Source organism: Dyadobacter bucti (genome assembly GCF_005869225.1).
Classification (GTDB): Bacteria; Bacteroidota; Bacteroidia; order Cytophagales; family Spirosomataceae; genus Dyadobacter; species Dyadobacter bucti.
This window is the reverse complement of the sequence record NZ_SWFP01000003.1, coordinates 640,665-667,131: the sequence shown is the minus strand read 5'-3', so window position 1 is coordinate 667,131 and position 26,467 is coordinate 640,665. Positions and strand designations below refer to the sequence as shown.

At 46.4% G+C, this 26,467-nt stretch carries 18 protein-coding genes; 5 read left to right on the top strand and 13 right to left on the bottom strand.

Annotated elements, in window-relative coordinates:
• Positions 1–34: 34 nt before the first annotated feature.
• The 5 genes from FBF61_RS12825 to queG all read right to left on the bottom strand — a co-directional run bounded on the left by FBF61_RS12825 (position 35) and on the right by queG (position 9,944).
• The gene (locus tag FBF61_RS12825) at positions 35–3,325 is read right to left on the bottom strand and encodes a VCBS repeat-containing protein (protein WP_138477635.1); all 3,291 of its coding nucleotides are present in this window, start codon (positions 3,323–3,325) and stop codon (positions 35–37) included.
• Between the two features lie 106 nt (positions 3,326–3,431).
• Entirely contained in the window at positions 3,432–4,982 is a 1,551-nt protein-coding gene (locus tag FBF61_RS12820) for a SusD/RagB family nutrient-binding outer membrane lipoprotein (protein WP_138477633.1), read from the bottom strand.
• Positions 4,983–4,999: 17 nt separating this feature from the next.
• The gene (locus FBF61_RS12815; protein ID WP_138477631.1) at positions 5,000–8,092 is read right to left on the bottom strand and encodes a SusC/RagA family TonB-linked outer membrane protein; all 3,093 of its coding nucleotides are present in this window, start codon (positions 8,090–8,092) and stop codon (positions 5,000–5,002) included.
• A 413-nt stretch (positions 8,093–8,505) separates the two neighbouring features.
• Entirely contained in the window at positions 8,506–8,919 is a 414-nt protein-coding gene (locus tag FBF61_RS12810; protein WP_138477629.1) for a DUF1761 domain-containing protein, read from the bottom strand.
• Positions 8,920–8,987: 68 nt separating this feature from the next.
• Positions 8,988–9,944 carry a tRNA epoxyqueuosine(34) reductase QueG gene (queG, locus tag FBF61_RS12805; protein ID WP_138477627.1) on the bottom strand — a complete coding sequence of 319 codons (957 nt, stop codon included), beginning with the start codon at positions 9,942–9,944 and terminating at the stop codon, positions 8,988–8,990.
• A 112-nt stretch (positions 9,945–10,056) separates the two neighbouring features.
• Between queG and FBF61_RS12800 the strand changes: the two genes are divergently transcribed.
• The 3 genes from FBF61_RS12800 (at position 10,057) to FBF61_RS12790 (ending at position 13,258) form a co-directional block, all read left to right on the top strand.
• A complete protein-coding gene (locus FBF61_RS12800; RefSeq protein WP_138477625.1) occupies positions 10,057–10,674 on the top strand; it encodes a nucleotide exchange factor GrpE in 618 nt (205 codons plus the stop codon).
• A gap of 100 nt (positions 10,675–10,774) precedes the next feature.
• Entirely contained in the window at positions 10,775–11,938 is a 1,164-nt protein-coding gene (gene dnaJ / locus FBF61_RS12795; protein WP_138477623.1) for a molecular chaperone DnaJ, read from the top strand.
• 141 nt (positions 11,939–12,079) lie between these two features.
• A complete protein-coding gene (locus FBF61_RS12790) occupies positions 12,080–13,258 on the top strand; it encodes an endonuclease/exonuclease/phosphatase family protein (protein WP_138477621.1) in 1,179 nt (392 codons plus the stop codon).
• 57 nt (positions 13,259–13,315) lie between these two features.
• Here the strand turns inward: FBF61_RS12790 and FBF61_RS12785 are convergent, their stop codons facing one another.
• From FBF61_RS12785 to FBF61_RS12750, 8 genes are all read right to left on the bottom strand, one after another.
• Positions 13,316–16,291 (bottom strand): glycosyltransferase family 117 protein, encoded by a 2,976-nt coding sequence (locus FBF61_RS12785; protein ID WP_138477619.1) that lies wholly within the window; start codon positions 16,289–16,291, stop codon positions 13,316–13,318.
• A gap of 187 nt (positions 16,292–16,478) precedes the next feature.
• Positions 16,479–17,804, bottom strand: coding sequence for an ABC transporter permease (locus FBF61_RS12780; protein ID WP_138477617.1), 1,326 nt, complete (start codon positions 17,802–17,804; stop codon positions 16,479–16,481).
• Positions 17,805–17,849: 45 nt separating this feature from the next.
• Entirely contained in the window at positions 17,850–18,764 is a 915-nt protein-coding gene (locus tag FBF61_RS12775; RefSeq protein ID WP_138477615.1) for an ABC transporter ATP-binding protein, read from the bottom strand.
• Positions 18,765–18,950: 186 nt separating this feature from the next.
• Positions 18,951–19,385, bottom strand: a complete 435-nt coding sequence (locus FBF61_RS12770) for a hypothetical protein (RefSeq protein WP_138477613.1) — start codon at positions 19,383–19,385, stop codon at positions 18,951–18,953.
• Between the two features lie 157 nt (positions 19,386–19,542).
• Positions 19,543–19,947, bottom strand: a complete 405-nt coding sequence (locus FBF61_RS12765; RefSeq protein WP_138477611.1) for a hypothetical protein — start codon at positions 19,945–19,947, stop codon at positions 19,543–19,545.
• A 128-nt stretch (positions 19,948–20,075) separates the two neighbouring features.
• A complete protein-coding gene (locus FBF61_RS12760; RefSeq protein ID WP_138477609.1) occupies positions 20,076–21,302 on the bottom strand; it encodes an alanine dehydrogenase in 1,227 nt (408 codons plus the stop codon).
• Between the two features lie 39 nt (positions 21,303–21,341).
• Positions 21,342–21,779 (bottom strand): tRNA (adenosine(37)-N6)-threonylcarbamoyltransferase complex ATPase subunit type 1 TsaE, encoded by a 438-nt coding sequence (gene tsaE / locus FBF61_RS12755; RefSeq protein ID WP_138477607.1) that lies wholly within the window; start codon positions 21,777–21,779, stop codon positions 21,342–21,344.
• Between the two features lie 137 nt (positions 21,780–21,916).
• The gene (locus tag FBF61_RS12750) at positions 21,917–23,203 is read right to left on the bottom strand and encodes a Gfo/Idh/MocA family protein (RefSeq protein WP_138477605.1); all 1,287 of its coding nucleotides are present in this window, start codon (positions 23,201–23,203) and stop codon (positions 21,917–21,919) included.
• A 151-nt stretch (positions 23,204–23,354) separates the two neighbouring features.
• Here FBF61_RS12750 and FBF61_RS12745 point away from each other — a divergent pair, with 151 nt between their 5' ends.
• A complete protein-coding gene (locus FBF61_RS12745; protein ID WP_138477603.1) occupies positions 23,355–24,308 on the top strand; it encodes a sugar phosphate isomerase/epimerase family protein in 954 nt (317 codons plus the stop codon).
• 19 nt (positions 24,309–24,327) lie between these two features.
• Positions 24,328–26,430 (top strand): outer membrane protein assembly factor BamB family protein, encoded by a 2,103-nt coding sequence (locus tag FBF61_RS12740; RefSeq protein ID WP_138477601.1) that lies wholly within the window; start codon positions 24,328–24,330, stop codon positions 26,428–26,430.
• Positions 26,431–26,467: the final 37 nt, after the last annotated feature.

Here is a 26,467-nt window from a genome sequence, read left to right as displayed (position 1 = left end):
GATAAGAAAATTTACATTTCTTATCCCTCAAATGCTACTTTGCCCGGGTGTTCAGCTTATAGGAAAACAAATCAGCATTATTTACGCCTCCGATAAGAAAGGTTTCCTGATTGACCTGCACTGTCGAAAGACTACGCACATCACCGGCTATATAAAGTCCGCTCGAAGATTGCGGAACATATCCAAATTTTAGTTTGCCTTTATTCAAAAATACCTGCACCAGACTCGCATCATTTTTACCAATCCTTACCCTGGTTTGTTTGACATTCCCGCCAAGAATAATGTCCGATTTACCGTCATGATTGATATCGGAAATGGAAATTGCATACACCGGCGCGAACTGTGCCTGGACTGGCAAAGGATGAAAAATCAGTTTCCCATTCTTATTTTCCAGGATACCGCTCCTGAATTCCCTTGCTGTCAATTTTTGCGCTTTTTCGAGTTTCTCCGCTGGAAGGATTTCAGCCAACGAGGCTTTAGAATAGGTTATGTAGCTGGGATATTTTTTCTTCAGTGACGGAATCTGGTCCAATAACTCGTCGCGGCTGGCATAAGGATATTCCTTGCCGCCCTCCGTAACGCTGATCACCGGGACCACCCGGCCCAGTCCGTCAAAATCGGACGCATAGATCGAAAGCCCCGCGGGCGATGTAATGCTCCACTGCCAGTTCGTGCCCATATTGCCCACCACAAAATCCATATCCCCGTCTCCATCCAGGTCCGCCGGCTTGATCACATTCCAGCAACCGTGCAAGTCCGACGTCCCCCAGGCATTACTGGCATCCGTGAATCTCCCCTTGCTATTGCTGTAAACCTGGACCGGCATCCAGTCGGTTGTGATCAGCAGTTCGGGATATCCGTCTTTGTTCAGATCCTGAAAGGATGCGTCCGTAATCATGCCCGCCTTTGAAAACTGGGCAGCGACGGTTTTTGTCTGATCTGTAAAAATTCCTTTTCCATCGTTCAACAGCATAACCCCTCCCGCACTCTCAGGGAAACGGGCCGGCGTTACCCGCGTACCGATGAAAACATCAAGATCACCATCCTTATCGACATCTCCGACCGCAATCGCCGAACCATTGATGCCGATTGCCGGAAAGGCTGCCTTTTTCCAATTTCCTTTATCATTGATATATAATCTCGGCAAAACCAGCGGATCAGATGCGGTGAGTTCATATCCGGCGCTGGTCACAAGCAGATCGGAATCACCATCATTGTCGGCATCAAAAAACTCCATATCGGCATCCTCGAAAGCTGCATCTTCAAGAAAAGCTTCTTGTTTCGATTCCTGATAACCGCCATTTTTGCTGATAAAAAGTGCGCCCGACTGGCCGCGAGCGCCGCCTATATAAAAATCATCCAAGCCATCTGCATTGATGTCTTTTTGCGCAAAATGCGGGCCCTGGTAACTCAGCATATTCGGCAACAATGTCTGTACCCTGAAATCGTTCCTGAAATCTTCTGCATGCCTGAAACCGATCAGATCAGCTTTCTGCCAGATTGTTTCGGGTTTTATAGTGGGTACTACATTTTGTTTTTTTGCCTCGTTGTATTTCAATGTAATAGCCTTGTTACCGGAAATATTTTTGATTGTCTGCCTGCTGCCGTCGGCCCAGGTCACTTCCAGGGAGTCGATAGCTGCGTTTCCGCCGAGGCCGAAATGTACATGGTCCCAAATAGCCGACTGAAAACCGCGGACGGGAATGAAATTCTGGGTCTGGGTGAGTGAATCTAAGTATAGTGTTACCTTTGTTCCCGCCAGAAAAGCGTATTTCGGAGATTCCAGCTTTACTGTCAGGTACTGGTTTTTGAGCTTGGTTTCCGCATTGTTACGGTATACAAATGCTTTTTGACTGACATTATTCGTCACCAGATCCAGGTCCCCGTCATTGTCGAGGTCCGCATAAACTGCCCCATTGGACTGGTTTGTTTTTTCAAATCCCCACTCCGTAATTTTCTTTTTGAATGTAAGGTCTTTCTGATTCTGAAAAATATAATCGGGTTCATTGATAGGCGGCATTTGGGCGATAACCTCCATTTGGCTCGGCGCTTTTCCCCCTTGTACCTGCTTGTCCACGGAGTATTTCAGAAATTCCATGTTGGTATAGTCATGCGCGTAGCCGTTTGAAACAAAAATGTCTTTCCAGCCGTCATTGTCAAAATCGGCCATTAAAGCAGCCCAGCTCCAGTCTGTATTGGAGATCCCGGCCAGCTGCCCTATTTCGCTGAAAACCGGTACCCCGTTTTCATTCACGCCATTGTTCAATTGCAGCATGTTCCGCATGGTCTGATCATGAAAACCGGCTTTCAGCAATTGTTGGTATTTATCGTAATTGTCGTCCCCGGAAGTCAGCTTGATCCGCTCGTTTGAGGCAGGAAGCATATCCAGTGTCACGATATCCGTGAGCCCGTCATTGTTCAGATCGGCCGCGTCGGTTCCCATGGAAAACAATGAAACGTGGCCGGTCGCTTCGCGGATTACTTCCCTGAATTTCCCGTTCTGCTGATTGAGGTACAGATAATCATTTTCATTGTAATCATTGGCAATGTAGATATCCTGCCAGCCGTCATTGTTAAAGTCATTGATATTAACACCCAGGCCGAAACTCAAAACATTGGAGACGATACCGGACGAATCGGTCACATTCGAGAACTTGCCACCGTCGTTCCGTAAAAGCTTGTTCCCGTAAATTTCATTGCGCTGCTCTCTGTAACTGGCCAAAAGGTTGCTGAAACCTGCGTATTTCTGAACCGAATGGTTCAACAAAAAACAATCTGTGTCCCCGTCGCGGTCGTAGTCAAAGAAAACAGCCTGGGTGGTATAAGACTGATCGTCCAAACCGTATTCTTTTGATCTTTCTGTGAATGTCGGGATTCCGTCGGCGGTTTTTCCATTGTTTACATACAAAAGTTTGCTCCTCAGCCTCGGGTCCTCAGCACCTGCCCGGCAGACGAAAATGTCGATCCAGCCATCATCATTGATATCCACTACCGACACACCTGTTTTCCAACCCTCATTCAGCCCCGCCCCCGATTGCTCGGAAACATCTTCAAATTTGAAATCACCTTTGTTGAGATACAACTTATTGGCGACCATGTTGCCTGTGAAGTACAGGTCTACGAGGCCGTCGTTGTTAAAATCCGCCGCCGCCACGCCTCCACCGTTGTAAAAATAGCCATACCGCAATACATTATTTTCAGGGTCCTCGTCGATATAATTGTTGAAGTCAATGCCCGTGCTCCCGGCGTCCAGCAAGGTGAACAACGTGTCATTTTTCTTGCACCCGACAAGAAAAATCAGCAAAAAGAAAAAGAAATATGGCATGAAATGAAGGTAGGAAAGGTTTTTCCAAATAGTATACTTCGGGATAGCAAAGAGGCAGACAAAGTCTGCCTCACGCTCTCAGTTTATAATAATGTTAGTTGCTGCATCAGGGCTTGTCCCACCATAGCCGGGTCGCAGAATTGTCTGCACCTCCCAGTTTCGTGATGGCTTTATCCATTTCTGCTTTGTTGGTCTGCAATTCGCTGCTGACGTAAGGAGTACGACGTACCACAGCATCTTTCGGTGAATCCGGGTTATCCGAGTTGATCCGGGCATATAGCTTGGGATAACCCGTTCTGCGGTATTCAGCCCATGCTTCATGACCATTCGGATAATTGGCCAGCCATTTTTGGGTAATGATCTGTTCCAATTGTTTGGTAGCATCCGCCGAGAATTTCACCGGTACGTCTGTCAAAGCAGGTGTTTTGGAGAAATCGGCCAGTGCAACCGGCGGCGTGGTTCCGTTGATATAAGCTGAAACAGCGGCCGCGTCAGTAATTCCCCACTGCCGCATAGCAGTTTCTATTCCTTTTTCATAAAAATCTTTGGCAGTACCGGTTCCCATGTTCCAGCCCTTGAGTACACCTTCTGCTTTCAGGAAATAAGCTTCTGATGCATACATAATCGCGAATGGATTGGTGGCCTGTACAGCCGGCAGAAACATGTCAGCCACATTGGAAGTTGCGTTGGCGTTGTTCTCCGGCGCGCCAAGCTGCCCCTGCGTATAACCATTTCTCAGTCCTTTAAACGTGTTGGTAGTTCCTGGCACGGGAGCATAGTATTTGCTGATCCGGGGATCCGCATATCCTTTCAACACACTTTCCATAGCCGCGCTCATACGGAACTCGTTCCAGGCAGTTGCCTGGTTCATCGGGTTGAATGAGTTGGCAGTTACTTTCAGAAAAGCATCGTCTGCATTGATACTTAGCGTGCCACCGGCAACTGCTTCTTCCGCATTTGTTTTTGCCAGCGCGGGCTCCACTTCGGACATGCGCATCGAAATCCGCAACCGCAATGTGTTGGCAAACAAAATCCATTTATCCACGTCCCCGGCATAAATCTGATCTACGGCCCCAAAAACCTTGGTACCCTTCAATGCCTGCAGAGAAGCGGTAGATGTTTTCAGGGTGGTCAGGAAATCCTTATAGATAAATTCCTGGGTATCGTATTCGATTGAAGATTCCCCGCTGCCTACTTTGGAGTAAGGGATCGGGCCCCAGTAGTCTGTCCTTGGCAGGAACATATACACTTTCCAGATATTCGCGATAGCAAATTTTCCAGCGTTTTCATACGCCCCGCCAGGGCCTGTGTTTTCCAAAACCCCTAACAATGCCGGTATCGCGGTCCCGTAGAAACCTGTCCAGGCACCATTGAGCCAGCTGCCCACCATTACGTTCCGGTCGGAAGAAAAGTTTTGGGCAACGTTCGCAAAGTACTGGCCCTGCAAATCGGCAAAAAGACTTTGATACGTCTGCCAGCTGGCCTGGATGGACCGGTACTGCGCCGCAGCAAATGCATTTTCAGTTCCTAACTCGTCCAGGGACGTCAGCTTGGTTTTATTGGTATTGATCTCCTCAAAATCACCTGTACAGGAATACATTCCTATTGCCACAGTCGTAAGGAGAGCGAGTGTTAATATTTTATAGCTCCTTTTCATTTCTTTCAGGTTTACAATTAGAATGTCAAGTTAAGATTCAAGCCCAACGAACGTGTGGTCGGCATGGAGAAGGACTCCAGACCCACAGTCGTATTACCAGAACCCGCCACAAGTTCAGGATCAAATCCTTTTGACTTGTTCATCAGGAAAAACAGGTTACGTCCCACGATCGACAGCGAGGCCCCCTGGAACGGCGATCTTCCGATGATTTTCTGGGGAAGGCTGTAACCGAGCGTCGCTTCTCTCAGCCTGATATTGGACGCACTGTAAGTAAATGCCTCACCAATCGGCGTGTTACGTCCACCTACAAATTTCCAGTAAGCTTCTGCTGTGGTAGAAACCGTGTTTGTGCTTCCGTCTGCCTGGACACCGTCGATTACCATACCTTCGCGGCCAGCCAGCGTTTCCTCAGTTACGCCGTCAGCATAAATAACTGCATTGGTAAAAGAAGTCACTACGCCGCCTATTCTTCCGCTGATCAGGAAACTCAGGTTAATTCCTTTATAACTTAAACTGTTCGAAACGCCACCAGTCCAGGTCGGGCGTGAAGTTCCCAGAGGCACGGTTGTTCCCGGAGTTACCAGCGGAATTCCGTTTGTTCCCACTTTGATACGTCCCTGATCGTCCCGCTGATAACCGCGGCTGTAAATTTGACCCAATGCTTTTCCTTCCTCCGCACGTACGAAGTTCATAAAGTCATTGGTAAGCGGCAGAACAGCAAGGCGATCAGATAGTTTGATCAGCTTATTGGTGTTTCTTGAATAGTTCAGGTCAATATTCCAGGAGAAATCTGCCGATTTAACAGGAACAAGGTTCAAAGTAAGCTCGACACCTTTGTTCTCTACATTACCTGCATTGATATACTCAGAACTCCATCCCGAGGCAGTTGTCAACGGAACCTGGAACAACTGATTTTTCGAGTTACTGATGTACAGTGTCAGGTCGAAACCGATGCGGCTTTGCAGGAATTTCGCTTCCAGACCAACTTCTTTGGCGGTTGTCAACTCAGGTTTAAGGCCGGGGAACGGTTTGATCGCATCGCGGACAATGTAACCCGTATTTCCACCCGCTACATATGAATACGTCTGGGTCAGAAGATATGGAGAAGCATCGTTACCCGTCAACGCATAACTTCCTCTCAATTTGGCAAAAGAAATCGCCTGCGGAAGATTGAACAAGCTCGTCAAAACCGCCGCAGCACCTACCGATGGGAAGAAGTAGGACTGATTGGCTGTCGGTAATGTAGACGACCAGTCATTTCTTGCCGATGCTGAAAGCGTTAAAGCATCTTTCCAGATCAAGTCAGCGGAAGCGAACACACCTTGTTTGCGGGTTTGTGTAACCGACCGGTTGGTAACCGAGTTTCTGGCGTTGGTGGTTACGAACAAGTTATCGCGGTTCAAACCATTGTTGAGCGTTTGATGGTTCAGGTAATCACGTTGCAGGATGTTACCTCCTACTGTTCCGTCCAGTTTGAAGTCTTCACCAAACTGTTTGCTTACAAGCGCAAACAAATCCAGGTTCAGTTCGGCATTATCTCTCCAGTTGGTTTGATAATCCCCAAAATCAGCGATGGTATAAGTATTTGTATGCCATTTACCTTCGAATTTATCAATATACTTATCATAACCGGCGCGTCCCATAACGTTCAGCCACGACGTTACTTTATAGTTTAGCGAGGTAAATCCATAGATCCTGTCCCTGTTATCCAGCGCCAATACTTTATTTTTGATCCAGTAAGGATTTTGGCCACCGTTAGAACCCGGGTTCCAGTAGTTCTGCAGCGTTTTACCAGTTGCAGGATCTACATATTCATAGCTTTTAGCCTGGTCCAGAGAAATACTTCTCGGCAGACGCAGAATGTGACGCTGCAGGTTCGCAAAAGCTTCACCGGTTTGCTGTCTATTGTCAATTTTCTCGCTCAGATAAGTGACTTTACCGTCGAAGCTGAGCTTGCTGGTAATCTGGCTTGAAAGCCGAAGGTTGAAATTGTGTCTGCTTAGTTTGTTATTGGAAACAACTCCTTTCGCAGTCGTATTGGTATAAGAAAAATACGTCTGTACTTTTTCATTGCCCGCAGTCAGAGAGACAGAGTTGGCAATTGAAGTTCCGGTTGAATAGAAGTCTTTGTAAGAGTTGGGTTGAGGCGAATAGGCATATGTTTTGCCTTTATTTGCCGGATCAGGTCCCCAGGCAGCTACCTGCTGGCCGTCCATTTTTGGGCCCCAGCTAAATTCGCTGTTCGGGAAAAATTTACCCTCTACGCCCTGTCCGTACACATTCTGGAATTTTTGAAGTTCCATGGCCTGCTCCATCTGGAATGTGCTGTTGATGTTCACGCCGACACCTTTACGCACCGCACCTTTTTTGGTCGTGATCAATAATGCACCATTTGCCGCGCGGCTTCCGTACAAGGCTGTCGCCGAAGCTCCTCTCAGTACGTTGATCGATTCGATATCGTCCGGGTTAATACTGGAAAGCCCGTCACTCGCATCACGGCCACCGTTTGCATTGCCGGGGCTGAAATTTGAGTTATCTATAGGTACACCATCCACTACAATCAGCGCCTGGTTGTTCCCGGTAATGGACCGGTCACCACGCAAAACAACGCGGCTTGATCCACCTACCCCAGAGGACGAACGAACGATATCAAGACCAGCAACCCGGCCAGACAGAGAATTGGCAACGTTCAATTCCCTTGCTTTGGCAAAATTGTCTGTGTTGATGATCTGCGTCGCATAGCTGAGCGTCTTTTGCTCTTTGGAAATACCCAGGGCGGTTACCACCACTTCTCCAAGGTTCCGCACGTCGGGATCAAGACTTACCGAAACATTGGAAACCGATTCGGTTACATTGATCTCCTTGGAAGTATATCCAACAGAGGAAACGATGAGCACACCACTTCCGGGCATGGATAAGCTGAAATTCCCTTCGGCATCGGTGTTTGTTCCACGCGTAGAACCCTTGATGAGGATGTTTGCACCAGGCAGTCCCGAGCCATTTTCGTCAATGACCTTTCCTGTCAGCTGCCGGTCCTGAGCCATGGTGGGTGTTACGAGGAGCGCTGTCACAAGAACTGTAAACAGCAAGTCGAGTAATTGTCTTTTCATAGGTTTCAATTGTATTTTAAGAATTTTAAGAAATTTAAAACTATTTACCGTCACAAACAAAATATTTTAGAAAATTTAATTGTACTTATCTAATATTTTGACATGATCACAAGTTAAAGTAGAAAAAGTTCTGTATTATCAGAAAAAGTAGAATAATATTTGTCCTTACGACATTTTAAAAAACAACTCTATACTGCGTGTACGAACCTACACGCCAATGACGATTTGAAGAGAATATAAATATTCCGTTTCCAAATATAAATATTCAGAAATAATTCGATTTTAAGAGTTAACAAAATGGCATTATTCTGAGCCAGAGACCTATCACAGCCTGCCGGACTGTGACGCCAGATCCAGAAAAATGAAAGGAAAGAAAGAGTACAGTAGCATCAGGCGCTGCAAAGACACTATTGCTAGTCGTATTTACGCCAGACCCCCAGGATTGTGCCGGTAACGGCAAAAACTATCACCATCACACCACCGTCGATGAAAGAGAGCAAAAGGGGCTTCATCGCGAACATATCGCGGACTATGATTTCGAAAAGGATAAAAACGACACCGAAAAGCAGTCCGGTCAGGAAACCGGCCAGCAGAGATTTGACCGGGATCTTGGTGAAGACCCAAGCCAATGTATATGTCATAAAAGAAGTGGAAACGATACTGGCAAGATACGGAACGGGGCTCGTAGCGGTTTTTATATCCTGCATCTTGAAGCCACTTAGTGCCATCCATTGCTCTGAGAACATGTTATACCATAACGCGGGTATAATTTGACCAATAACCACACACACAAGCACGGCCCAAAGATTGACAGATTGTTTTCTCATGCTACGAGTATTTTATTCAGTCATCACGAGGAACTCCCGAATTCAAATATAAAATGTTTAGGAATTATTTACTTCTTTTCTCTAGAAGGCTTGACGAACTCAATATTACGCTTCAGGCCACTATATTTCGTTCTTTTTAAGGGCGATTTCCTGAATAGCTCCTGAAAAACTTCCTCTGTGATCTCCTGCCAGTCGTTATTTGAAAATCCGGCTAAACCATGGTGCAAAGCAAATTCTTTAGTAGTATTCGGCTTGGCAAAACGGTTCCAGGGGCACACATCCTGACATATATCACAGCCAAAAATCCAGTTGTCAAATTTCCCGCGCGCATCCGCCGGGATTGCTTCTTTCAACTCAATGGTGTAATAGCTGATGCACTTGCTCCCGTCAACCACATAGGGCTCAGTGATGGCATCCGTAGGGCAAGCGTCAATGCATCGGGTACATGTGCCGCAATAGTCCTGCACGGCACCGTCATAAGCCAGCTCGAGGTCGCAGATTATTTCCCCGATAAAAAAGAAGCTCCCCATGTCCCGGTTCAGCAGATTAGAATGTTTTCCTACCCAGCCCAATCCGCTCTTCGCAGCCCACGCTTTATCCATGACCGGAGCCGAGTCCACAAAAATCCTGCCGCTCACCTCTCCGATCTCTTCCTGAATAGCCAGCAAGAGGGCACCAAGCTTATCCTTTAATACGAAATGATAGTCTTTTCCGTACGCGTACTTGGAAAGTTTAAGATCTTCCGGTCCTTCCGGTAACCTTTCTTCGGGATAATAATTGAGTAGCACGGATATGACACTCTTCGCTCCTTCCACCAATTTTCGGGGATCAAGCCGCTTGTCAAAATGATTGGCCATGTACGCCATGGCCCCATGATGGTTGTGTTTCAGCCAGTTTTCCAGTCGCGGCGCCTCCTCTTCCAAAAAGTCAGCTCTGGAAATCCCGCAAAAATCAAAACCATTTTCAAGGGCCTTTGATTTAATAAACTGGCTTCTTTCCTGGTGTATGAGATCCTGGGTTGTCATCAGGCAAAGTTAAGAATTGATGTTAAAATGTCATCTTGTCAGTATTTTAGCGCTGGCAAAATAATTTAAGAAGGAAAAGTCGCTGACTTAAGTCACGTAACCGCTAGAAAACATGCCGGAAAATACAAAATTCAACATAGATCAAGACAAAATTTACGAGATGAACGAGGACAAAGCTCCATTGGAAACTGACAACGACGAAGAAAATATTCAATCCAATTCCGTGCCTTTGGATAATGCGGGTGAGGAAATTACCGGTGAGGCCCCCTCGGCAGCAGCCGACCCGCTGGAAAGCGCAAAAATGGAAATTGCGGAGCTGAAAGATAAATACCTGCGTCTTTATGCCGATTTTGAGAACTTCCGCAGACGTACCGCGAAGGAAAAACTGGAAATGATTTCAGGAGCGAGTGCAGATATGCTGAAATCAGTTTTGCCGGTGGTGGATGATTTTGAGCGTGCAAAGGTTTCTTTCGATTCATCTACCGAAATCGATGCGCTGAAGGAAGGGGTTGATCTTATTTACAACAAACTGTTTAAAACATTGGAATCCAAAGGTTTGAAGCCCATGGTATCCAAAGGCGAAACTTTTGACGCTGAGTTACATGAATCCATCGCGCAATTTCCGGCTCCTTCCGAAGATCTTAAAGGTAAAGTAATTGATGAGATCGAAAAAGGGTATTACCTGAATGACAAAGTGATCCGCTATGCAAAAGTGATCGTAGGCGCATAAGAATTTATTCAAAATGTATGATGTATAATGACCAAAGGCATCCATCATTGATTCTCAACATGGCATCAGCCGCTTTACATGGTACATTAGAAAATATAAAATGGCAAAGAAAAGAGATTACTACGAAATCCTGGGGGTAGATCGCGGTGCTGCCGCCGATGAAATAAAAAAGGCTTATCGCAAGCTAGCGATCAAGTTTCACCCTGACAAGAATCCTGACGACCCGACTGCAGAGGATAAATTCAAAGAAGCAGCGGAAGCATACAGCGTCCTGAGTGATGACAGCAAACGCCAGCGTTATGACCAGTTTGGGCACGCCGGTGTGGGCGGCGCTGGTGCCGGTGCAGGCGGGTTTAGCGGCGGCGGATTTTCTATGGATGACATTTTCTCCCAGTTTGGGGATATTTTTGGAGATAGCAGCCCCTTTGGTGATATTTTCGGTCGCGCAGGCGGAGGAAACGGTCGCCGGGTACGCCGAGGTTCGGATTTGAGAATTAAGCTCAAGCTGAACCTGGAAGAAGTCGCCAATGGCGTTGAGAAAAAAATAAAGGTGAAAAGGCATGTTACCTGTAACACTTGCGGAGGCAATGGTGCAAAACACGGTACTGCACTTACAAATTGTAATTCCTGTAACGGAACCGGCCAGGTACGCAAGGTTGTGAGCACTATGCTGGGACAGATGGTATCTACCAGTACTTGTCCTACATGTAACGGAGACGGTAAAATCATTAGCGAAAGATGTGATTCATGCGCCGGTGAAGGCAGGCTGCTGCAGGATGACCTGATCACACTTAACATTCCCGGTGGTGTTGCCGAAGGTATGCAGCTTTCGATGTCCGGAAAGGGAAATGTTCCTTCCCGGGGAGGCGTTGCGGGTGATCTGCTGATCGTGATCGAGGAGGAGGAAGATGCTCAGCTGAAAAGAGACGGCAATAATATTGTCTTTGATATGCATCTCAGCTTTATCGATGCAACCCTGGGCACCTCAGTAGAAATCCCTACCATCGATGGGAAAGCACGCATAACCGTAGAATCCGGTACGCAGGCAGGCAAAATACTCCGTTTGAAAGGCAAAGGGATCAAGGATATCAACGGATACGGAAAAGGGGACCAATTGGTGCATATTAATGTCTGGACGCCTCAGCAATTGTCATCAGACGAAAGAGAGACGTTAGAGTCACTACGCCACTCACCCAATTTTCAGCCGAAGCCCGGAAAGAATGAAAAAGGATTTTTTGATAAAATGAAGGATTTCTTTCATTGATCAATAAAGTTGATATTCAAGAATCAGAAAGTTACAGAGCCGTTTCAGTGATGATCCGGCTCTTTTCTTTTTTAGTGGGAATGAAATATCTTGGTCTTCTACATTTCATGAATGTTCCATCAGCGAAATCAAAATTGCTTTATGAAAACGATCTCAATGCTTATTGCGCTACTATATTCTGCCATGTTATACGCCCAATCAGATCAACCAACTGAACTTACCTTCGCAACTTTTAACGTAAGTATGGAGGCTGAGAACTACGTGCCAAGAGGGACTAAAGGTATTTCGGAGCAGGTATTGGTTAAGGAACTCTCCTCCGGCAAAAATTCACAAATTCATAATATTGCAAAGATTATTAAATCTGTTCGCCCGGACGTCATCCTTTTGAACGAATTTGATTATATCAAAGATCCGGAATCCGGCGTCCGGAAATTCATCAGTGCCTACCTCGCAGACTCGTCAGACGGCTACAAACCGTTAAATTACCCCTATTATTACTATTCGACCGTCAATACTGGTCAGCCAACTCCATACGATCTTGACAACAATGGAAAATTCGAGCAATTCGGTTCCGACGCATGGGGTTTCGGCGCATATCCCGGACAGTACGGAATGGTCCTTTTATCAAGGTATCCCATTGACATCAGTAAAGTCCGGACTTTCCAGAATTTCAAATGGAAAGACATGCCTGGCGGACTCAAAACGACAAAAACCGATGGTACCGACTGGTACGCTCAGGATGCCTGGAATAAATTCCCGCTTTCTTCCAAATCGCATTGGGACATTCCGGTCAAAGCCGGCAACAAAACCGTACACATCCTCGCCAGCCATCCCACCCCGCCCACTTTTGACGGCCCTGAGGACCGCAACGGCAAACGGAACCATGATGAAATCCGTTTCTGGCGGGACTATATCAGTGACCATCTGAGTTCGTACATCTACGACGACCGCGGCGGAAAAGGCGGACTAACCCCTAATTCTTCTTTTGTAATACTTGGCGATCAGAATGCATCCCCTGACGAAGGAGATGCTATTTCCGGCGGCATCAAATCTCTCCTAAGCCACCCAAAGATCAATACAGATTTTACACCGGCCAGTAAAGGCGGCGCCACGCATAGCCCGAATAATACTTTTGCAAAAAACCACACCGCCATGTGGCGCATGCGAGCAGATTATGTACTACCGTCACGGCTTGGGTTCAAAGTCATTGACAGCGGCGTTTTCTGGCCGGAAAAAGGGGAACCATTGGCAGAACTAGTCGAGAAACGGGAATCAAGTTCGGACCATCGACTGGTATGGGTGAGAGTAGGATTGGACTGAAGTAAAAAACGGAAGCTGCGGCTATGGCAACTTCCGTTTTCTTCATATATGCTTCAATTACTGCGCCCCGCCGTACATGTTAAAAGCCGCCAGGTGTTTCTGGAAAATTGCTTCGTACTTCTTCGCAGCGGCTTCTTGTTTTGCTTCCCGACATTCCTGCACGATAATCTGCATGATGTACAGATACACATTGCTGTCGCGACGTCTGGTAGTACCATTGTCTTTTGCCCAGGTTAATACTTCGTCTGAGCGTACAGCCATGGTTTCGGCAATTTCCAAAGCTCTTTTTGTTTCACCCAGATCAAAAAGCGGCCCGATAAAATTGGCAGAAAACTGATCATAAGGAATACTCTTATCAGGCATTGTAGCAAGAGATTTATCAATCGCCTTTTTAGCCTCGTCCTTACGTCCATCCGCGATCAGCTGGCCGGTAAGACGCAGAAATGCGATACGTGCTGTCGCTACCGGAGACCCCAGGTAGGTATTGTCATAATAGGTGTTCGGGTTATCCATTTCACGCCAGAACATCTTATTCATCAAGTTATTATACATCACATCAGCATTGACATAACCGTCGCTGGCACCCGGTACTTTCACCGGAAGCAGGCGATATGCATATCCTTCGAGCTGCATATATTCCTTAAGGTTCATGTAACTTGAACCACCCAGTGTTGACGAGAAATAAATCGGTCTTTTCCAGTCATTGGTCGCGATGATATCCAGCATGATCAGGTCAGACTTGTACAAGTCGCTTTTCCCAATCGTCCAGCTGATAGAATCGCTTACAAAAGGAACCAGATCGCTTTTGATGATATTCATTTTCTTGACAGCATCTGCATTCACAGGCAGGAACAAAACTGAAGATGGCAGAATAGACGTCATATCTCCGCTCGTCAAAGGAACCTGAATGGCTTTATTCTCCTGTTTTACAAGTCCAAGATATTCTTTCAGGTTAATACCTGCTTTCACGCTTGGGATTTCATAAAATGGAACGATATCATTTTTACCGAAGGCATAGTTATTTTTTTCCAATGAAATTGGCAATGCTTCTGACAAGTATGTTTTGCGTTTCATCTGATCGATATACCAGTCAGTACCAAGCAGGCTCAAGTTACAAACACGGACATCCGTTCTGAAACCCTCCACTTCCTGCACATACCACAACGGGAATGTATCATTGTCTCCGCCTGTAAAAAGAATGGCATTTGGCGCGCAGCTGTTCAGCAGGTTTTTGGCAAAATCAACTGAATGATAACGGTGAGCGCGGTTGTGGTTGTCCCATCCTTTGCTACCCATGATCACCGGAACCACAAGACATAAAGCGGTAGCAACCCCTGCACGTGTGGATGCATTCTGAATAAATTTACTGATACCATCAGCCACCGAAATCACACCGAACCCAATCCAGATACAGAATATATAGAAAGAACCCACATAAATATAGTCCCGCTCACGTGGCTCCGTCGGCGGTGAGTTCAGGTATACCACCAGGGCCACGCCTGTTAAAACAAACAGCAAACCCAGTACAAGCAAATCCCGCTTCTGACGGAAATACACGATTACAACACCCAGCAACCCAAGTATAAACGGAAGCATAAAGTAGTTATCGTGCGCTTTATTATTAGCTATTGCAGACGGATATTTCTTGCCTGCATCCCACGGCAGCATATTTCCCGCGCCCTCTTCATCACTTTCCCGGCCTACGAAATTCCAGAGAAAATACCTCCAGTACATGTGTCCGATCTGGTAGGAGAACATAAACGATAGGTTATGTACCATCGTCGGTTTCTGTCCCTCGGCAAGCCCGGTCATTTGCTGGTATAATTGCGGATGGCCCGGCTGCGTGCTGTACATACGCGGCAAAAGCATGCTGCTGCCTGGCTCGTATTCATACTCCGGACGGTAGTCGTAAATTGCATACTTACCATCTTGTTTCCGGTACATAGGTGCACCGCGTTTCTGGCTTACCGGGCGCGACACAAAAGAGGGTCCGAAAAGCAAAGGCCGGCTGCCATACTGCTCTCTTTTAAGATAAGAAACGAAGCTCAGTACATCATTCGGATTGTTTTCGTTGATCGGTGGATTGTATTCAGCTCTAACCAAAACCATCAGATAACTCGCATAACCTATTAACACGAACGCAAGTGAAAGCAAACTTGTGTTTAACAGGACGTTACCTTTCTTGTGCGAATACCTGATACCCCAGATCAGGGAACCGATGAAAATAATGATAAAGAATATAACGCCCGACTTATAGGGCAGGCCAAGCGAGTTAACAAAAAATATCTCAAACTTTCCGGCGATACTTGGCAGACCCGGGATAATTCCGGAGTTGATGATTGCCAGTATTACCAAGCCACCTACAAAAGCCAGAATACCTCCAAAAACAGAAGTTTTGGGGTATTTTTTAAAGTAATACACCAATGCAAGAGCAGGAATAGTAACCAGATTGAGCAAGTGGACCCCGATCGAAAGACCTACGAGGTAAGCAATGAATATCAGCCAGCGGTTTTCAGCAGCGGGATCGTCGACTCTCTCCCACTTAAAAACAGCCCAGATCACGATCGCCGTAAAGAAGGACGACATCCCGTATACTTCCGCTTCCACAGCCGAAAACCAGAACGAATCTGACCAGGTATACGCCAGGGCACCTACAATTCCTGACCCCATCAAAAGAATGATATCGGCAGAAGTAAGTTCTTCATCACTTTTTGCAATCAGTTTACGGGCTAAAAGTGTGATTGTCCAGAAAAGGAAAAGAATAGTAAAAGCACTGCTCAGTACGGAAACCATGTTGATCCAGTACGCAACGTTACTTAAATCCCCGAAAGCAAAAAGAGAAAAAATCCGTCCGACCAGCAGGAAAAAGGGAGCTCCGGGAGGGTGTGGTACCTGCAATTTAAAAGCGCAAGCTATAAATTCTCCGCAATCCCAGAAACTTGCAGTCCTTTCAACTGTCAGTGTATATGTGATTAAAGCAATTGCGAAAACAATCCAACCCGTAAGGTTGTTGGAACGGTTAAAACGCGTCATTTGAGAGACAGTAAGATTTAAAAATTTTCAGCAAAATGAGCAAGGATGATTGCCCTTTTTTGAGCGGTTTTATCATTGGTCGGCCAAAAATAGCAAAATTACCTCAACTGTAAGGTTTTCGTTCTCTTAAAAAACGTTAACAAAATCACAGACAGCGGCGATCAGGAAAAAGCTGAGGCCGGAAGCATCACTTATAAAAAATCCACTTTGCCAGCTCTTTATAGCTGACTTTTTTACCGTACATCAATATCCCAACCCGGTAAATCCGGGCAGCCAGCCATGTAGTACCCATAAAACCCAGCACCAGCAATACCATAGAAAGCGCGATTTCCCATGCGGGCACTCCAAAAGGAATTCTGACCATCATGATAATCGGAGAGGTAAAGGGGATAATGGATGTCCAGAAAGCCAATGTCCCGTCTGGATCACGGAGTACGAATTGGGCGAAGACAAATGAAAAAATAATAGGCAATGTAATGGGAAGCATAAATTGCTGGGTGTCCGCATCATTGTCGACCGCCGCCCCAACTGCGCCAAAAAGTGCACTGTAAAGAAGGTATCCGCCAAGGTAGTAGAACAGGAAGCAACCGATTATCAACGGAATGTTCAAACTATTGACCGCACCCAGCACTTCTGCTACCGGATTTTCTACATTACCCCCAGGCATTCCCTGGTTGGGCATACCATTTTGCACTTTTTGCATTTCCTGGGCCATTTGTGCCGGGTCTTTTGGCATTTTGCTGCTCATGACAGCTGAGGCCGCGCTGGTCAGCGAAGCAGTCAGCAGAATCCAGAGTACGAATTGCGTCAACCCCACCAGCGCTACCCCAATTATTTTCCCCAGCATCAAATGAAATGGCTTTACCGAAGAAATGATCACTTCCACGATCCGGCTGGTCTTTTCTTCGGTGATCCCGCGCATCACCTGTGTACCATAAATAAACACCGACATATAGATCAAAAAGGCACAAATCCCGCCTATGACTGTTGCTGCACCCGAACTACTGGTTTTTTCACCTTCTTCGCTCAGGCTGATCGTTTCAGAACTCACATTTACGCGTGAATCTTCCAGAATTTTGTGCGTGATCCCGGCCTCGGAAAGTTTGATATCCTCTATCTCCTTCTCGATCACTTTCTCGATTTCGGATTTCATATCCATGCTTACATTCTTAGCAGAATATATCCGGAGGCTTTTAGGCTTTTTGATAATATCTTTCGGAATAAATACCAGCGCATTTGCTTCGCTTCTTCTGAAACCTGCCTTGGCCGAATCAATCGAAGATTCCAGATAAATAAATTTCATGGACTCCGAATCTTTAAATTTCCCGGTAAAGAGTCGGCTTTCGTCCAAAACCTGCACGGTTTTGGTATCCACAGATCCGACGGCAACCCAAATGACGGTGGCATAGAATCCCACGAAAAGCAAAGGCGCCAGCAAAGTCATGATAAGAAATGAGCGTTTTTTCACCCTCACCATATATTCTCTCCTGATAACCAGAAATATATTACGCATTTTGAAGAAGTTTAAAATTATAGGAGCTTTGAATCAGGTGTATTGTCAGCCTTCCGGCACTTCATTGACCGAGCGCATAAAAATGTCGCTCATGGATGGAATATTTTCGCCAAACGCACGGATTTCCACCTTTTCCAGCAAGCTTTTGATCAGATCGTTTGGCGTTACGTTTGCATTCAGATGAATGTTGGTGCGCCTGTAACCGTCTTCCAGTTGCTTTTCATGGCTGATCTCATATATTGTCTCCAGACTGTCCAGCACTCCTTTATACTCAACAAAGTACGTATTGGTTTTGAACTGATTCTTGATCAATAGCTTGGGCCCGTCGAGTACTTTCCTGGCTTTATGAATCAGCGCAATATTGTCACACAGTTCTTCAACGGTTTCCATCCTGTGGGTAGAGAAAATAATCGTACAGCCCTTTTGTTTCAATTCCAGTATCTCGTCGCGGATCAGATTGGCATTGATTGGGTCAAACCCGGAGAATGGTTCGTCGAGGATGATCAGGTCCGGTTCGTGAAGAACAGTGGAGACGAACTGCACTTTCTGCTGCATTCCCTTAGAAAGGTCTGATACACTTTTATCCCACCAGGTTTTTATATCAAATTTAATAAACCAGGATTTCAGTTTATCCATAGCCTCTTTCTGGCTAAGGCCTTTGAGCTGGGCAAGATATAGCAGCTGTTCACCCACTTTCATCTTCTTGTACAAACCTCTTTCTTCCGGCAAATACCCGATCCTGGAAATGTGGCTTCCGTTCAATGGCTGGCCGTCAAACAGAATTTGTCCTTTGTCGGGGCCGGTGATCTGGTTAATGATACGGATGAGCGACGTTTTCCCCGCTCCGTTGGGCCCGAGCAACCCAAAGATGCACCCTTTTGGTATATCAATGCTCACGTCGTCCAACGCAATATGATTAGAATATTCCTTCGTAACATTCCGTACTTCAATGATATTCATTTGGTGGTAATATTCTTGGTTGAAATCTGACAATATCCCGAACGATCCCGTTCTCATGCCAAAGATGCAAAGTATAAGAGCACGAACTAAACTTACAAGTATAAAAGCGTTTTTTGGCGGATTAGTGGCAAAATAAAAAGCGAACGGGGGCCGCTCGCTTTCTCAAATACTTTATTTTGAAATAACCTAGATGTACTTTTCCCGGATCTGAAACAGCACCCAGAAGCCGATAATACCTCCGATAACAGCTGCCACAATATTGAGCTGCACCAGACTGCTTATAAGACCCAGCAACAGGGCATAGTACAGCAGGTTCCAGCCGGCTCTTTTGCGTGCTCTCAAAGGTGTGAATGCCATCAGGTACATGATCAGGGTGATGGCCCCCAAAGCAATACCGGCATAGAATGTCAGACCCAGGCCGGCCGAAACTGCGCCCATACCGATCGCCGCGCTGCCTACGCCCAGCGCAGTCAGTATACCAATTACGCCTAAAATTGAGATGACCAGAATGAAGTAAGGGCCATACTGGACAAGGAACTCTTTAACGCTTTCCGAAAACGGCGGGAATTTTTGAAGAAATACAGGCTCCAATTCCTTTTCTAAAATTAGTTTTGATTCCATGAAAGAGGGAAAAATTTTAGCTGAAACAAATTCAATGATTTGATAAAGCTAAATAAAATTTTCCCTCTTTCTAACCGGATGAAACGAGCCCTGAGCCTTTGTTTATTTATCGGTAAGATATTATTATTCTGCGGAATGAATGTTCCTCAGTTAACTGCTAATCCTCCGGATAAGGCACGTATACGAAACCGGAGAAATCGCCGATCAAAGCAAACAAGCAACAGTATTCGTCGGCATTCTTATAATTTTCTGTGAACATCAGAACTGCCTCTTCTCCGATCAGCTTGCGGTCTACGAAGTCCTGCATGTATGAAGCACGGTAGTTGTAACGGTTGTGCATTTCCGTCGAACCAATGAGCAAAGCGCCGAGATCCAGTTCGTCGTTGGTAACTATGAAAATCGGATATTCCGAAAATCCACGCTTCCTGATCTGGTAGGAGGCTTCTTTCAGCTGGTCGCAGACCCTGATAAAATCTTCTGATATATAGCCCATCAGCTTTGTGTTCAACTCCGGCGAGTTGGCATCGTCCATCAGGGAATTTTCATTACTATTGTTGATCATGGAGTTGGGGGCTGTCGGCCATCGTCTTTCGGCTATCAGCTTTATTTATATTAGAAAAAAATGACAAAATATATCTGGCAATCACCACCCAAGCTGAAAGCTGATCGCTGACGGCCGGATGCAGCTCATCACATTCTGGCAGCCAGCAGCAACGTCAGGTCTTTGTAGCGCATGTTGAATGACCGGGCTATGTGTGAGTTGGTGAGCGTGCCTTTGTGACAATACACTCCCTTCATAAACCAACGGTTCGCATAAATCATTTCTTCTATACCGCCGATTGTGCCGGTTTGCAGTAAAAAGGGCAGAAAAACATTGCTCAAAGCCGTACTGGCGGTATGTGCCACGCGGGACGGAATATTAGGAACACAATAGTGGATTACATCATTATATTTAAAAATCGGGTGTTTGTGGGTCGTCATCCGCGAAGTTTCAAACGATCCCCCCTGATCTATACTCACATCAATGATCACCGAACCCGGCTTCATCTGCGATACCATTTCCTTGGTCACCACCAAAGGACTGAGCCCGTTTTCCGCCCGCATCGTACCTATTACAACGTCAGCTCTGCCAATGGCTTCGGCCAGCGTATCGGAATCTATAATAGAAGTGTAAAGATTTTGGCCTATAGAATATTTTAGTCTTTGTAATCTGTAAATATGTTTGTCAAAAACCTTCACGTCCGCTCCAACGCTGATCGCAGCCCGGGTTGCGTATTCGGCCACTGTACCGGCACCGAGAATCACTATTTTGGTAGGTGGCACACCTGTAATACCTCCCAAAATAATCCCCCGCCCACCGTTAGGCGTCGACAGATATTCAGCTGCAATCAGAAGCACAGTACTTCCGGCGATCTCTCCCATCGCCCTGATAATCGGCTTCCCTCCTACCTTATCCTCAATCAGTTCGTAGCCGATTCCGGTAACTTTCAGCTCATTGAGTTTTTCAAAATACTGTTTTTCCAGGGCTGGCAGATTGAGGGCAGAAATCAGTGTTGTACCCGCTTTGATATATTTAAACTCTTCTTCCACCAAAGGCTCTACTTTTAGCACAAGATTTGCCTGATACACTTCCTTGGCACTTTGAACAATCCTCGCCCCCGCTTCACTGTACTCATGATCCGACAAGTTAGCCCCTTTGCCCGCATCTTTTTCTACCCATACTTCATGCCCGTTTCGCACTAGTATCCCCACGGCATCAGGGGTAAGTGCTATGCGGTTTTCCTGAAGTGATACTTCCCTGGGCAGACCTATATGTAGAGAATTCTGGTCTTTCCGGACCGCCAATAAAGATTCTTGTGGATACAGTACCGACTGCTTGGCCAGCTCTTCAAAACCGGTAATCTGTGGTTGCGCCATTGAATAGCAAAATGATAGTGAAAACAAAAACTGACAAAACTACTCCTCCACCCTCCTGATCTCTAATATTCTTATGCCACTTTCATCTGCCTGAAGTTTCAGCATCAAATATTTCAGCGGCCATAAATTTTCGATCTTCCCGGGCCATTCTACAAAACAAAAATCACCTGAATCAAAATATTCCTCCACACCCATATCCAAAGCCTCGGTTTCATCTTTGATCCTGTAAAAATCGAAGTGATAAACAACCTTCTCCCCCGCATCATATTCATTAACAAGGGAAAAAGTCGGGCTTTGTACGGTTGACTTTACGCCCAGTTGCCTGCAAAGTGCTTTAATGAGCGTCGTTTTACCGGCTCCCATATGTCCTTCAAATAACCATACAGGTAAATCATTCCCGGTTTGCAATAGAAGTGTTGAGATTTGAGGCAGTTCGTCGAGTTCTTTGAAATGGATGATGGTAGGCTGCTTGATCATGTTACAAAAATACACAATTTGGAAAAACTCATTACATTTTTATCTCCGCCCGAACGGGTAGCGGATCTGATAAAATCATAAAAACCGGCGATTCACGATGAAGTCGCCGGTTTCTCTCTCCTGTGTTTTTATGTGAATCAAACCTTCCACTCCTTCTGCATATCGCGGCCGAGGAGCTTATTGGCAGCTTTGTCTTTCTTAAATTTTTCTTTTTCAGGATCCCATTTCAATGAACGCTGCAGCTGATACGCTATGTTACCAATATTGCATACAGTAGCCGTCCGGTGCCCCGTTTCGACATCGCAAATAGGCGGCTTCCTGGTCCGGATCGCGTTCAGAAAATCTTTATAGTGATTGTTGCATACGTAAATCTTACTTTCGGCAGCGTTGAAAGTCTTCCCTTTCAAAGGTTCGGGCGTAGTTCTCAACTCACCTCTTGCCACAAACACCTCTCCATCCGTACCTATAAAATGACAATGCTGCTTTCCTTCCATCGGGCGGTGAATGACCTCGGCTCCGTTGGCATATTTATAAACCAACCCTTTTCCCGCCTCCGAATAAACCAGTTCCACCGGCCCGCTATCGTCCATTCCCAGCCCCCACTGTGCTATGTCGAACATGTGTGCACCCCAATCCGTCATTCCGCCGCCGCCAAACTCAACATAGTCACGCCATTTTGGCCAGAAAGTGGCATCCATCGCCGGAGCCAGGGCATTGTTATACGGTCTGTTTACCGCATTAGGCCCCATCCATGCATTCCAGTCAAGGCCCGGGGGTAAAGTTTCTTCCTGCAGATCCCACACTTTTGGAGGCCCGCCCACATTTACATAAACTTTTTTAACGGTACCGATCGCCCCGCTCCTCACCAGCTGTGCCGCCTGTTGAAATTCCTTCGTTGATCTTTGCATGCTTCCTGTCTGAAAGACCCGGTTATGCTTTCGTGTCGCATCGACCATCGCACGCCCTTCTTTCACGGTCAGGGATAGTGGCTTTTCGCAATAAATGTCTTTACCCGCTTCCGCCGCCCGAACAGCCATCGCCGCATGCCAGTGATCCGGCGACGCAATAACTACAGCATCGATATCTTTATTAGATAACAATACCCGGAAATCGGCAATCCCCGTTGCAGATTTGTAATTGCTCTGTCCTGATTTTTCAGCATACCATTTATTGGTTGCTGCAACAAATGCTTCCCGTTTGGCAGCATACACATCCGAGGCGGCAATAACCTGCGTTTCGGTGGTATCCAGAAAACGGTTCCGTAATCCACCGCTCTGGCGGCCGCAACCGATGAAGCCCAGGACGATTTTATCGCTTGGCGCCCTGTAACCTTTGCCCAAAACATGCCTGGGCACTATCATAAAGGACGATAGTACGGCCCCCGCTTTCAAAAAATCCCTGCGGTTTAAATGCTCAGCTTTCATGCGATTAAGAAGTAAAAGATTGCTTAAAAAAAGAAAAGCCTTATAGATTCTACTTGCTGAGATAATTCCCTTGCCCTCCGCCCGGTAAAAAAAGGGTTATAACCGCTTATGATCTTAAAATATCGGTCTATTCATATTCCCCCAATCAACAATGTCTGTAAACATTTCACGCCGGGATTTCCTGATCAACACTGCACTGTCCGGGAGTATAGCCCCCTTGATTTCCGGTGAGGCAATATCAGCGGAAAACAAAACCGTTGCCGACGTTCCAAAAATCAATATTTTCTCAAAACATCTGCAATTCCTTAACTATCAGGACATGTCAGATGCAGCGAAGGAACTTGGTTTTGACGGAATTGATCTCACCATACGTCCCAATGGTCACGTTTTACCTGAGAAAGTGGAAACGGACCTACCATTGGCCGTAGAAGCAATGAAAAAGGCGGGATTTACTCCCTCCATGTTCTGCACTGCGGTAGAAGACGCCGGAAATCCTATCGATAAAAAATTACTGGAAACTGCTTCGAAACTGGGCTTCAAATACTACCGGATGAACTGGTACAAATACAACGACCAGAAAACGATCCCGCAGTCACTGGCAGAATTCGGGGACAAAATGACAGGTTTAAGTAAACTGAATGCAAAACTTGGACTGACCGGCTGCTATCAGAACCACTCGGGCAGAATGGTGGGCGCCAGCATGTTTGAGATCTGGCAAATATTGCAGAAAGCCGACCAGAAAACCATGGGCGCTCAGTACGACATCCGCCACGCTACTGTAGAAGGCGGGCTTTCGTGGCAAACCGGCTTTAATCTAATTCGCCCCCATATCAAAACCATCGTACTGAAAGACTTTATCTGGGAAAAGAATAATGGAAAATGGGCCGTAAAAAGTGTCCCGCTCGGCGAGGGAATGTGTGACTTCAAAACGTATCTGAAACTAGTGAAAGATCAAAAAATTGACGCACCGATATGCCTTCACCTGGAATATCCGCTGGGAGGCGCCGATAAGGGTGCAGACAAAATTACTGTTGATAAAAAAGTTGTTTTTGACGCCATGAAAAGGGATTTGCAAAAAGCGAAGGAATTATGGCAGGAAGCATAACAATGTCCGGATATACCCAATGAAATCTATCATCCTGCTGGCCTCAGCGCTTTTCGTGTACATAAGTGGTTTTGTGATCCTCCCAAGCCCCGGCGATGTGGATTGGACCGAGTATAATGGCGACGGTTCGAAAAGCCACTATTCTCCGCTTCAACAGATCAACAAAGAGAATGTTAGGCAGCTACAACCTGCCTGGACTTATGCTTCCGGCGGAGCGGACACGCTCAGAAATCGGAGCCAGATGCAATGCAATCCCATTATTATCGACGGGATTCTTTACGGTGTATCAGCCGGCATACAGGCTTTTGCAATACATGCTGCAACCGGCAAAGAAATCTGGAAAACAAATATATCCGAAAGCGGAGGTACGCTGAGCCGCGGCCTCACCTACTGGTCGGACGACCAGTCAAAAAGGATATTTTTTGGTGCTGGCAAATGGCTGCATGCACTGGATGCGAAGACCGGCAAGCATGTAGAAACCTTCGGTGCTAATGGTAAAATTGATCTTACCCAGGGAATCGAACGGCCGGGAGCAGATGATTATATTGTTTCCAATACCCCTAATACGATTTATAAAAATCTCATCATAGTCGGAGGTCGGCTGGCCGAATTTGAAACCGCATTATTAGGTGATGTAAGAGCTTTTGATGTTAATACTGGGAAAAAAGTCTGGACCTTCCATACAATTCCCACAAAAGGTGAGCTGGGTTACGATACCTGGAAAAACCAGCCTGCAAGACAATTAATAGGAGGTGCCAATTCCTGGGCGGGCATGGCTATTGACCGGAAAAGAGGCATTGTTTATGTCCCGACCGGCTCAGCAGCATACGATTTTTACGGAGGAAACCGTCCGGGAGATAACCTGTTTGCGAATTGTTTGATAGCCCTCGACGCAGCAACCGGCAAACGTCTCTGGCATTTTCAATTGGTACACCACGACATTTGGGACAGAGACCTGCCCGCTCCGCCGAACCTGGTGACAGTCACCCACAAGGGCAAACGTATAGATGCCGTGGCTCAAATCACCAAACAAGGTTACATTTTTGTTTTTGACCGTGTTACCGGCAAGCCACTGTTTCCGATTAAGGAAACCGCTTTTCCGCAAGACGCGATTGCCGGAGAAAAACTCAGTAAAACACAACCTATTCCGGATCTGCCCGTTCCATTTACCCGTCAACATTTCACATCCAAAGATCTCAACCCCTTTGTTACCGACCGCGATTCTATCGCAAGCCTGCTCAGTAAAGCCCGCACCGGAAGCGCATACATTCCCATCACTTCGGATATGACGATTTTTTATCCCGGAACCGACGGTGGAGCGCAGTGGGGAGGGGCTGCTAGCGATCCTGATGGCATTTTGTATGTTCCGGCCAAAGAAATCCCGGTTTATACCTCTTTGATCAAAAAGGAAATAAATTCCGGCAAAAAAGGTGTGACCGGTGCCAGTTTGTACCAAGCGAACTGCGCCGCCTGCCATGGAGCCGATAAATCGGGGAATCATGATGGCTCATATCCTTCTCTTGTAAGTATCGACAAAAGGCTTAGTATTAGCCAGGTAGAGACAATCCTGAAACAAGGAAAAGGAATGATGCCCTCGTTCGCCCACATTTCTGACGCTATGAAAAGGGCGATTATTGATTATCTGTACAACAAAGGTGACGGCCCTCAAATTGCCGCTGAGAAACAAAGCGAAGTGATTCCTTACCGGCATACCGGCTATAACCGATGGTACGACCGCAACGGTTACCCGGTAAGTACGCCTCCGTGGGGCACTTTAACTGCTGTCGACCTCAATACCGGCCAGCATAAATGGCAAATTCCGCTTGGAGAATATAAAGAGCTTACAGCCAAAGGTATACCACCCACCGGCACGGATAACTATGGCGGACCACTGGTAACCGCGAGCGGACTGATTTTCATTGCGGCCAGCCGAGACGAGCAATTCCGGGCTATTGATAAGGAAACAGGCAAGGTTCTCTGGACCGCCCAATTGCCTGCCGCAGGATATGCTTCTGCGAGTACTTATTCAGTGGACGGCAAACAATACATCGTCATAGCTTGTGGTGGCGGGAAACTCAATACTAAATCAGGGGATAAGTTTGTGGCGTTTGCGCTGCCGTGAGGCTGCCACGGATACACGGATTTACACGAAGACCGAA

Coding starts and splice junctions, on each gene's coding strand:
- FBF61_RS12800 (WP_138477625.1), top strand. CDS start 10,057: ATGCCGGAAAATACAAAATTCAACATAGATCAAGACAAAATTTACGAG.
- FBF61_RS12760 (WP_138477609.1), bottom strand. CDS start 21,302: ATGGCGCAACCACAGATTACCGGTTTTGAAGAGCTGGCCAAGCAGTCG.
- FBF61_RS12740 (WP_138477601.1), top strand. CDS start 24,328: ATGAAATCTATCATCCTGCTGGCCTCAGCGCTTTTCGTGTACATAAGT.
- tsaE (WP_138477607.1), bottom strand. CDS start 21,779: ATGATCAAGCAGCCTACCATCATCCATTTCAAAGAACTCGACGAACTG.
- FBF61_RS12815 (WP_138477631.1), bottom strand. CDS start 8,092: ATGAAAAGACAATTACTCGACTTGCTGTTTACAGTTCTTGTGACAGCG.
- FBF61_RS12820 (WP_138477633.1), bottom strand. CDS start 4,982: ATGAAAAGGAGCTATAAAATATTAACACTCGCTCTCCTTACGACTGTG.
- dnaJ (WP_138477623.1), top strand. CDS start 10,775: ATGGCAAAGAAAAGAGATTACTACGAAATCCTGGGGGTAGATCGCGGT.
- FBF61_RS12790 (WP_138477621.1), top strand. CDS start 12,080: ATGAAAACGATCTCAATGCTTATTGCGCTACTATATTCTGCCATGTTA.
- FBF61_RS12770 (WP_138477613.1), bottom strand. CDS start 19,385: ATGGAATCAAAACTAATTTTAGAAAAGGAATTGGAGCCTGTATTTCTT.
- FBF61_RS12780 (WP_138477617.1), bottom strand. CDS start 17,804: ATGCGTAATATATTTCTGGTTATCAGGAGAGAATATATGGTGAGGGTG.
- FBF61_RS12810 (WP_138477629.1), bottom strand. CDS start 8,919: ATGAGAAAACAATCTGTCAATCTTTGGGCCGTGCTTGTGTGTGTGGTT.
- FBF61_RS12785 (WP_138477619.1), bottom strand. CDS start 16,291: ATGACGCGTTTTAACCGTTCCAACAACCTTACGGGTTGGATTGTTTTC.
- FBF61_RS12750 (WP_138477605.1), bottom strand. CDS start 23,203: ATGAAAGCTGAGCATTTAAACCGCAGGGATTTTTTGAAAGCGGGGGCC.
- FBF61_RS12775 (WP_138477615.1), bottom strand. CDS start 18,764: ATGAATATCATTGAAGTACGGAATGTTACGAAGGAATATTCTAATCAT.
- FBF61_RS12765 (WP_138477611.1), bottom strand. CDS start 19,947: ATGATCAACAATAGTAATGAAAATTCCCTGATGGACGATGCCAACTCG.
- FBF61_RS12745 (WP_138477603.1), top strand. CDS start 23,355: ATGTCTGTAAACATTTCACGCCGGGATTTCCTGATCAACACTGCACTG.
- FBF61_RS12825 (WP_138477635.1), bottom strand. CDS start 3,325: ATGCCATATTTCTTTTTCTTTTTGCTGATTTTTCTTGTCGGGTGCAAG.
- queG (WP_138477627.1), bottom strand. CDS start 9,944: ATGACAACCCAGGATCTCATACACCAGGAAAGAAGCCAGTTTATTAAA.